Raw genomic sequence first — 7958 nt, forward strand, 5'->3', positions numbered from 1 at the left:
GGCCGGGTGGGGCCGTCGGGCGGCCCGGCGGTCCGTGAACGCCGGGTGGGGCCGTGGTGGAGCATCACACACCTTCCGGAATAACTCCGAAAACTATCGGTACCGATGCGGCTGCACGTTAGGGAGAAGCGTCCGGGGTGTCAACGGTTCATACCGAACGGATTCCGCGGCTCCGCGCGGCCGAGCCCCTGACGTGCGGGTTCGCCCCGGGCCTTCCCGGGACGCCGGCGCGGACGCGAGCGGGTTCCGGGCCGGTCGGAAACTTTCCGTCCGTCTCCCGGCGCCCCGCGCGCGAACGCCGGCCGGGCGGGCGCGGCGCCCGCCCGGGCGCACGGCACCGGCGCGAACCGGCCACCGTGCCGACCCGCCCCCGCGGGCCGTCAGCCCCGGCCCGCGGGCGGGGCGGTGCTGGCCCGCACCAGCAGTTCGGTGGCCAACTCCAGACGCGGCGTCTCGATGGTCTCGCCCCGCGCCATGCGCAGCGCGGTACGGGCGGCCAGCTTGCCCATCTCCGCCAACGGCTGTCGGACGGTGGTCAGGGGGGGCGAGCACCACCGCACCTCGGGCAGGTCGTCGAAGCCGATCACGCTCACGTCCTCGGGCACCCGCAGGCCGCGCCGGCGCAGGGCCTCGATGGCGCCCAGCGCCATCTGGTCGCTGGCCGCGAAGACCGCGGTGGGCGGGTCGGCCAGGTCCATCAGCACGTTGCAGCCGGTGAACCCGGACTCGTGGTAGAAGTCGCCCGGCACGATCAGCGAGTCGTCGGCCGGCACCCCCGCGGATTCCAGCGCCGCCCGGTGGCCGTCCAGGCGGGCCCGGCTGCACAGCAGTCGGGCGGGGCCGGTGACGAACCCGATCCGGCGGTGTCCCAGGGCCAGCAGGTGCTCGGTGGCGGCCATGCCCCCCGCCCAGTTGGTCGCCCCGACCGTGGGGGCGCCCAGGGAGGGGGTGCCGGCCGGGTCCACCACGGTGATCGGGACACCGAGCCGGTGCAGTTCCTTGTGCAGGACGGGCTCCAGGGCCGAGGTCACCAGGATCACCCCGTCCGAGGCCCGCGCCCGCAGGTTGTCCAGCCACTGCCGGGCCGGGCCGGAACGGTCGTGGATCGCGGAGACCACCGTTCCGACCCCGGAGGCGTGGGCGACCTCCTCCACGCCCCGGATGATCTCCACGGCCCACGGGCTGTCGAGGTCGTTGAAGACCAGGTCGAGCAGGCCCGCCCGGCCGGGCGGGGTGGGCGGCCGGCGCCGGTACCCGTGCCGTTGGAGCAGTTCCTCCACCCTGGCCCGGGTGGAGGGGGCCACGTCCGAGCGGCCGTTGACCACGCGGGACACGGTGGGCACCGAGACCCCCGCCTCCCGTGCGATGGCGGTGATGGTGACCTTGCGTTCGACAGTCATGACGCTTCCCCGTGCCCTCCTGCTGCGACCCGCGCGCGGCTTCCGCGGGCCCATCGTCCCACCGGAGGGTACCGAAACACTTTCGAAATTATTCCGGAAAGAACTCTTGACGGTCCATCGGATCCCCTCGTAGAACTGTTCCAGTCAAGCCAGGCGGGGGCATGACAAAGAAAGGGACAGCAATGTCCTCACGGGTGCGCAGAGCCGCCGTGGCCCTGGCCGCCGGAGTCCTGATCTCCGGCGTCGGAGTCCACGCGAGCACCATGACCGCTTCCGCGCAGGACTCCACCCTGCGGGCGGCGGCGGAGTCCAGTGGACGGTTCGTCGGCACGGCCATCAACGACAGCCTGCTGAACAACTCGACCTACCGCGCCATCGCGGAGCGCGAGTTCAGCAGCGTCACGGCCGAGAACGCCATGAAGTGGGAGGCGATCGAGCCCAACCGCGGCCAGTACAACTGGGCCGGGGCCGACCGCCTCATGAACTTCGCGGCGCAGAACAACCAGCAGGTGTGGGGGCACGTCCTGGTCTGGCACAGCCAGCTGCCGGGATGGCTCGACAACGGCAACTTCAGCGGTTCCGAGCTGCGCTCCATCATGAACAACCACATCGAGACCTTCGCCGGTCGCTACCGCGGCCAGGTGGATCGGTGGGAGGTGGTCAACGAGATCTTCAACGAGGACGGGTCGTTCCGCGACACCATCTGGCTGCGCGGCCTCGGCGAGAGCTACGTCGAGGAGGCCTTCCGGGCCGCCCGGGCCGCCGACCCCAACGCCAAGCTGTTCATCAACGACTACAACACCGACGGGATCAACGCCAAGAGCGACGCGATGTACCGGTTGGTCTCCAACCTGGTGGCACGCGGCGTCCCCATCGACGGCGTGGGCTTCCAGTCCCACATGATCCTCGGCCAGGTGCCGAGCACCTACCAGCAGAACCTCCAGCGCTTCGCCGACCTCGGCCTCGAGGTCGCCGTCACCGAGCTGGACATCCGGATGAACACCCCGGCCGACTCCACCCGGCTCCAGCGCCAGGCGAACGAGTACGCCTCCGTCACCGAGGCCTGCCTGGCGGTCAGCCGCTGCTCCGGCATCACCGTCTGGGGCATCAGCGACCGGGACTCCTGGATCCCCGACTGGTTCCAGGGCGAGGGCGCGGCGAACCTCTACGACGAGAACTACCAGCCCAAGCCCGCCTACTACGCCATGCGGGAGGCCTTCGGCGGTCCCGGCGGCGGCCCCGGCGGCGGTGACAACGGCGGTCCCGGTGGCAACGGCGGGAACGACGGCGGCGACAACGGCGGTCCCGGCGGACCGGGCACCGGCGAGTGCACCGCCAACTACGACGTCACCAGCCGGTGGGACGCCGGCTCGGTGGTCGAGCTCCGGGTGACCACCCGACAGGCCCTCACCGGATGGCAGGTCTCCTTCGACCTCCCCGCCGGCGTGCGCGTCACCAACGGGTGGAACGCCAACGTCACCCAGAGCGGGAACCGGGTGACCGCGACCAACGCCGACTACAACGGCAACGTCGGAGCCAACGGCACCCTCCAGTTCGGCTTCATGACCGACAGCGGACAGCAGTACTCCGCGCCGGCCGTGTCGCTCAACGGTGTCGCCTGCTCCGGGAGCTGACCCCACCACCGTGCCCGGGGCCCCGCCCCGGGCACGGCCCGACCGGGTCCCGGAGACCACGGGACCCGGTCGGGCCGGTGACCACGTGTGCCCGGCCCGACGGCGGAGACCGTCGGGCCGGGCACATCCGTCCGGACCGGGCACGACACGGCAGGACAGGGCGGTGCCGTGCGGGCCCGGACGGCCTCCCGGCGCCCGGAGCGGGCGCCGGGTGTCCCCCGGGCGGAACCGGGGCGTTCCGGCCCCGCGTCCGCGGATGACGGGGACGCGGGGCCGGAACGCGCTCCGGGGCCGGGCGGACCGATCACGGGAGGATCAGTCGCCCTCCTCCGCCCCGTCCGTCGGCACCACCCGGCAGGGCAGTACCGCCACCGCCCGCCCGGGATCGTCCGGGTCGTCCAGGCACCGTCCGTCGGTCAGCGCGAACCGCTGCTTGAGCAGCGGCGAGGCGACGAAGGGGGTGCCGTCCGCGGTGGACCCCAGGAGCCCCCGGGAGAGCACCATGGCGCCGCTGAAGGGATCACGGTTGTCGATCGCGTGCAGCCGCCCGGCGCGGGTCCGGAAGACCGCCGCCTGGCTTCCGTCCGGCAGCAGCGCGGCCACCCCCCGGCCCGGCATCAGCCGCTCGGAGGCACACACCGTCACCCACCCGCCCTCGGCGGAGGGGGAGGCCGCCCACACCTGCACCACCCCCGTGGGCGCGGACGTGTCGGAGGCCTCCGTCGGCCGGGGTCGGTCGATCGCGGTGGTCATCGGCTGCTCCCCTCCAGGGTGCGGACCGGCAGTTCCGGCCCGGCGAGAATGGTCAGATCCGGCTTGACCTGATCCCGTTCCGGCACGAACCGCACCGTCGGGTCCGGGGCCTCCGGGGCGTTCACGAAGGACACGAAGCGGCCCAGCTTCTCCGGGTCGTCCAGCGTCGCGGCCCACTCGTCGCGGTAGTGCGCGACGTGGGCGGCCATCAACGCCTCCAGCTCGTCGCAGATGCCCAACGAGTCGTGCACCACCACGTCCCGGACGTGGTCGAGGCCGCCCTCGATCCGCTCCAGCCAGACCGAGGTGCGCTCCAACCGGTCGGCGGTGCGGATGTAGAACATCAGGAACCGGTCGATCAGCCGGATCAGCTCCGCGTCCGACAGGTCCTGCGCCAGCAGGTCCGCGTGGCGCGGCGTGGCACCGCCGTTGCCGCCCACGTACAGGTTCCAGCCGGAGGAGGTGGCGATCACCCCGAAGTCCTTGGACTGCGCCTCCGCGCACTCCCGGGCGCACCCGGAGACCGCCGACTTCAGCTTGTGCGGCGAGCGCAGCCCCCGGTAGCGCAACTCCAGGTCGATCGCCATCCGCACGCTGTCCTGCACCCCGTACCGGCACCAGGTCGAGCCCACGCAGGACTTCACCGTCCGCAGCGACTTGCCGTAGGCGTGGCCCGACTCGAACCCGGCCTCCACCAGCCGCGCCCAGATCATCGGCAGCTGGTCCACCCGGGCACCGAACATGTCGATCCGCTGGCCACCGGTGATCTTGGTGTAGAGCCCGAAGTCGCGGGCCACCTCGCCGATCACGATGAGCTTCTCGGGGGTGATCTCCCCGCCGGGGATCCTCGGCACCACCGAGTAGCTGCCGTTCTTCTGGAGGTTGGCGAGGAAGTGGTCGTTGGTGTCCTGCAACGCCGCCTGCTCGCCGCCCAGCACGTGGTTCTCCGCGCCGATGGTCGGGGCCAGCGAGGCGATGATCGAGGCGACGGTCGGCTTGCACACCTCGCATCCCTCCCCGCCCCGCGCCTCCGGGCGGCCGTGGCCGTCCAGCAGCTCCCGGTAGGAGGTCAGGCGCAGCGCCAGCACGATCTCGTACAGCTCCTGCCGGGTGTGCGCGAAGCAGCCGCACAGCCCCTTGTCCACGGTCACGCCGCGCGACTCCAACTCGGCGTCGACCAGTTGGCCGAGCACCTTCACGCACGAACCGCAGCCGGTGCCGGCCCGGGTGCACGCCTTGACCTGCGGCACCGTCGTGCACTCGTGGTCGGCCACCGCCGCCCGGATCGCGCCCTTGGTGACGTTGTGGCAGCTGCACACCACCGCCTCGTCCGGCAGCGAGGCCGGCCCCAGCGCGGTCGGCGGGGCCAGGCCGGCCGGCAGCACCAGCTGCTCGGGCGCGGCCGGCGGCACGCTGCCGACCAGGGGGCGCAGCAGCCCGTAGGACTCCGCGTCGCCCACCAGAACCCCGCCCAGCAGGGTGCCGTCCGCACCCACCACCAGCTTCTTGTAGACCCCGGCCCGGGAGTCGGAGTAGACCACGTCCAGACAGTCCGCGGCACGGCCGTGGGGGTCGCCGAAGGAGGCCACGTCCACCCCCAGCAGCTTGAGCTTGGTGGAGGTGTCGGCGCCGGTGAAGCCCTCGCCGGTGTCCTCCCCGGCGATCGCCCGGGCGGCGGCCGTCGCCATCTCGTAGCCCGGCGCCACCAGGCCGTAGACCATGCCGTCCACCGCCTTCGCGCACTCGCCGATGGCGAAGACGGCCGGGTCGGAGGTGCGGCAGTCGGTGTCCACCACCACCCCGCCGCGCTCGCCGACCTCCAGGCCGGTCTCCCGGGCCAGCGCGTCGCGCGGCCGCACCCCGGCGGAGAAGATCACCAGGTCGGTGTCGACGGTGGAGCCGTCGGAGAGGGCGAGGCCGGTGACCCGGCCCTCCCCGTCGGTGGTGATCTCCTTGCCCGCCACGCCGGTGTGGACGGTCAGCCCCATCCCCTCCACGGTGCGGCGCAGAGCGGCCCCGCCCCCGGAGTCCACCTGGATGGCCATCAGCCGGTCGTTGAACTCCACGATGTGCGCCTCCAGGCCGAGGCCGCGCAGCGCGCCGGCGGCCTCCAGACCCAGCAGACCGCCCCCGACCACCACACCGGTGCGCGAGTCCTTCGCGTACGCCTCGATGGCCAGCAGGTCCTCGATGGTGCGGTAGACGAAGCAGCCGGTGGCGTCCTTCCCCGGCACCGGCGGCACGAACGGGTACGAGCCGGTGGCCAGCACCAGCGTGCCCCACTCCCGCACCACCCCGGCGGCCGAGGTGACGGTGCGCGCCTCCCGGTCCACCGACACCACGGGATCGCCGATCAGCAGCTCGATGCCGTGTCGCTCGGCGAAGCCCTCCGGCAGGAGGTTCAGATCCTCGGCGGTCGCGCCGGTGAACCAGGAGGTCAGCTGCACCCGGTCGTAGGCCGGGCGCGGCTCCTCGCAGAAGACCACCACCCGGCGCCGCGCGGTCACCCCCCGTTCGACCAGCTCCTCCAGGAAGCGCTGGCCCACCATGCCGTGTCCGACCAGCACGATCGGGCCGGTGGAGTCGTACGCGCCGGGGGCGCCGGGGGTGCCGCCGGCCTCGGCGGTCTCGCTCGTCTCGGGCATCTCGGCCATCACAGCCCTCCGTCGGGGGTGAGCAGGTGCAGCAGGGGAGTGGCGGGAAGGGCTTCGTCGCTCTCCCAGGTACGGGCCAGGGACCCCACGGCCCCCAGGTCGCCCAGCAGGACCCCGCCGCGCAGCCGGTCACCGCGCACCACCAGGCGGCGGTAGGCGCCCCGGGTCGCGTCGGCCAACTGCACGACGTCGTCGCCGGGGGCGGGCACGGGGTCGCCGAAGGCGGCCAGGTCGAAGGAGCCCCCGGCGGCGCCGATCGGCGGGGGAGCCGGGGCGGCGGGCAGCGTGAGCCGGGTCAGCGCCCGGGTGCCGGGGTACGGACACGGGTCCGGGTCGCCCGCCAGCACCCGGGCCAGTGCGTCGGCCTGTTCGCGGGCGGCGCCCGCCAGGCCGTAGAGGGTGCCCCGGTGCTCGGCGCAGTCGCCGATGGCGAAGACGGCCGGGTCGGAGGTGGTCAGCCGGTCGTCCACGACGACGCCCCGCTCCACCGCCAGGCCGGCCGCCCGGGCCAGGCCGACGCGCGGACGCACCCCGCAGGCCAGCACGACCTGCTCGGCCTCCAGCAGGTAACCGTCGGCCAGCTCCACCGCCCGCACCGGGCGCTCGGGGTCACCGGGCTCGGTGCGCACCCCGCGCACCCGGCACTCGGTGTGCACCTCCACGCCCAGCTCGACGAGGTGGGAGCGCAGCAATCCCGCCGCGTCCGGGTCCAGGTGGCGCTCCATCAGGTACTCACCCTGGTGGGCCAGCAGCACCCGCACGCCCCGGTGGGCCAGGGCGCGGGCGGCGGAGACGCCCAGCAGCCCGCCGCCGATCACCACCGCCCGCGTTCCCCCGTCCCCCTCGCACGCGTCGGCCAGCGCCAGCGCGTCGTCCAGGGTGCGGAAGGCCCTCACCCCGGCGGGGAGTTCGTGTCCGGTGCGGGTGAACAATCCGCGCAGCGGCGGCAGTACCGGGTTGCTCCCGGTGGCCAGTACCAGGGCGTCGTAGGGCTCCACCGAGCCGTCGTCGCACACCACCCGCCGCTCGGCACGGTCCAGCCGCACCACCCGCACGCCCGGCCGGTGCCGCACGGTCGCCGCCGGCCCCGGAAGCGCGATCACCTCCGCCGGGTAGCGACCGGCCAGCACCTCGGCCAGCAGCACCCGGTTGTAGGCGGGGTGCGGCTCCTCTCCGAGCACCGTCACCGTCGTGTCCGCCCGCCCCGAGAGCCGGTCGGCGAGACGGGCGCCGGCCATGCCGCCGCCCACGATCACCACGCGTCGGGCCGCCGGGGCGCCGTCGGCGTCCGGGACCCCCGTGCGGGGGAGGGGGGCGGCCGGTTCGGCCGATCCTGCTGAGGTCATGCCTTGAGCGTGCGGGGCGGCTGTTACCCGACGGCATCCCCCTCGTTTCCCGACGGCAACGCTGCGCTCAGCGCGGGTGCCTCCCCGGTGTGAGCCGCACCCGACCGCTTCCCACCGGCACCGAACGCCCCGGCCCCCGGCCGGTGGGGTCGGGGGACCGGGGCGTTCCGG

At 73.7% G+C, this 7958-nt stretch carries 5 protein-coding genes; 1 reads left to right on the forward strand and 4 read right to left on the reverse strand.

Annotation, left to right across the window (positions count from 1 at the left end):
* Nucleotides 1–380 precede the first annotated feature (380 nt).
* Nucleotides 381–1400 carry a LacI family DNA-binding transcriptional regulator gene (locus tag FOE67_RS10445; protein ID WP_182662858.1) on the reverse strand — a complete coding sequence of 340 codons (1020 nt, stop codon included), beginning with the start codon at nucleotides 1398–1400 and terminating at the stop codon, nucleotides 381–383.
* A 194-nt stretch (nucleotides 1401–1594) separates the two neighbouring features.
* Between FOE67_RS10445 and FOE67_RS10450 the strand changes: the two genes are divergently transcribed.
* Nucleotides 1595–3034 (forward strand): endo-1,4-beta-xylanase, encoded by a 1440-nt coding sequence (locus FOE67_RS10450; RefSeq protein ID WP_323384658.1) that lies wholly within the window; start codon nucleotides 1595–1597, stop codon nucleotides 3032–3034.
* A gap of 315 nt (nucleotides 3035–3349) precedes the next feature.
* On the opposite strand, the gene nirD is transcribed toward FOE67_RS10450, so the two are convergent.
* The 3 genes from nirD to FOE67_RS10465 form a co-directional block, all read right to left on the reverse strand.
* Nucleotides 3350–3787: a nitrite reductase small subunit NirD gene (nirD, locus tag FOE67_RS10455; RefSeq protein WP_182662861.1), complete on the reverse strand. Its 438-nt coding sequence runs from the start codon at nucleotides 3785–3787 to the stop codon at nucleotides 3350–3352.
* Entirely contained in the window at nucleotides 3784–6336 is a 2553-nt protein-coding gene (nirB, locus tag FOE67_RS10460) for a nitrite reductase large subunit NirB (RefSeq protein ID WP_438874203.1), read from the reverse strand. The genes nirD and nirB overlap by 4 nt, the downstream gene beginning before the upstream one ends.
* Before the next feature lie 104 nt (nucleotides 6337–6440).
* Nucleotides 6441–7787, reverse strand: coding sequence for an NAD(P)/FAD-dependent oxidoreductase (locus FOE67_RS10465; protein WP_182662865.1), 1347 nt, complete (start codon nucleotides 7785–7787; stop codon nucleotides 6441–6443).
* Nucleotides 7788–7958 lie beyond the last annotated feature (171 nt).

The sequence above is a fragment of the Streptomyces calidiresistens genome, assembly GCF_014141525.1.
In the GTDB taxonomy this organism is placed as follows: Bacteria; Actinomycetota; Actinomycetes; order Streptomycetales; family Streptomycetaceae; genus Streptomyces; species Streptomyces calidiresistens.

What these genes read in the sequence shown, in the direction of transcription:
- FOE67_RS10445 (WP_182662858.1), bottom strand. Translation starts at nt 1,400, where the DNA reads ATGACTGTCGAACGCAAGGTCACCATCACCGCCATCGCACGGGAGGCG.
- nirD (WP_182662861.1), bottom strand. Translation starts at nt 3,787, where the DNA reads ATGACCACCGCGATCGACCGACCCCGGCCGACGGAGGCCTCCGACACG.
- nirB (WP_438874203.1), bottom strand. Translation starts at nt 6,336, where the DNA reads ATGGTGGGCCAGCGCTTCCTGGAGGAGCTGGTCGAACGGGGGGTGACC.
- FOE67_RS10465 (WP_182662865.1), bottom strand. Translation starts at nt 7,787, where the DNA reads ATGACCTCAGCAGGATCGGCCGAACCGGCCGCCCCCCTCCCCCGCACG.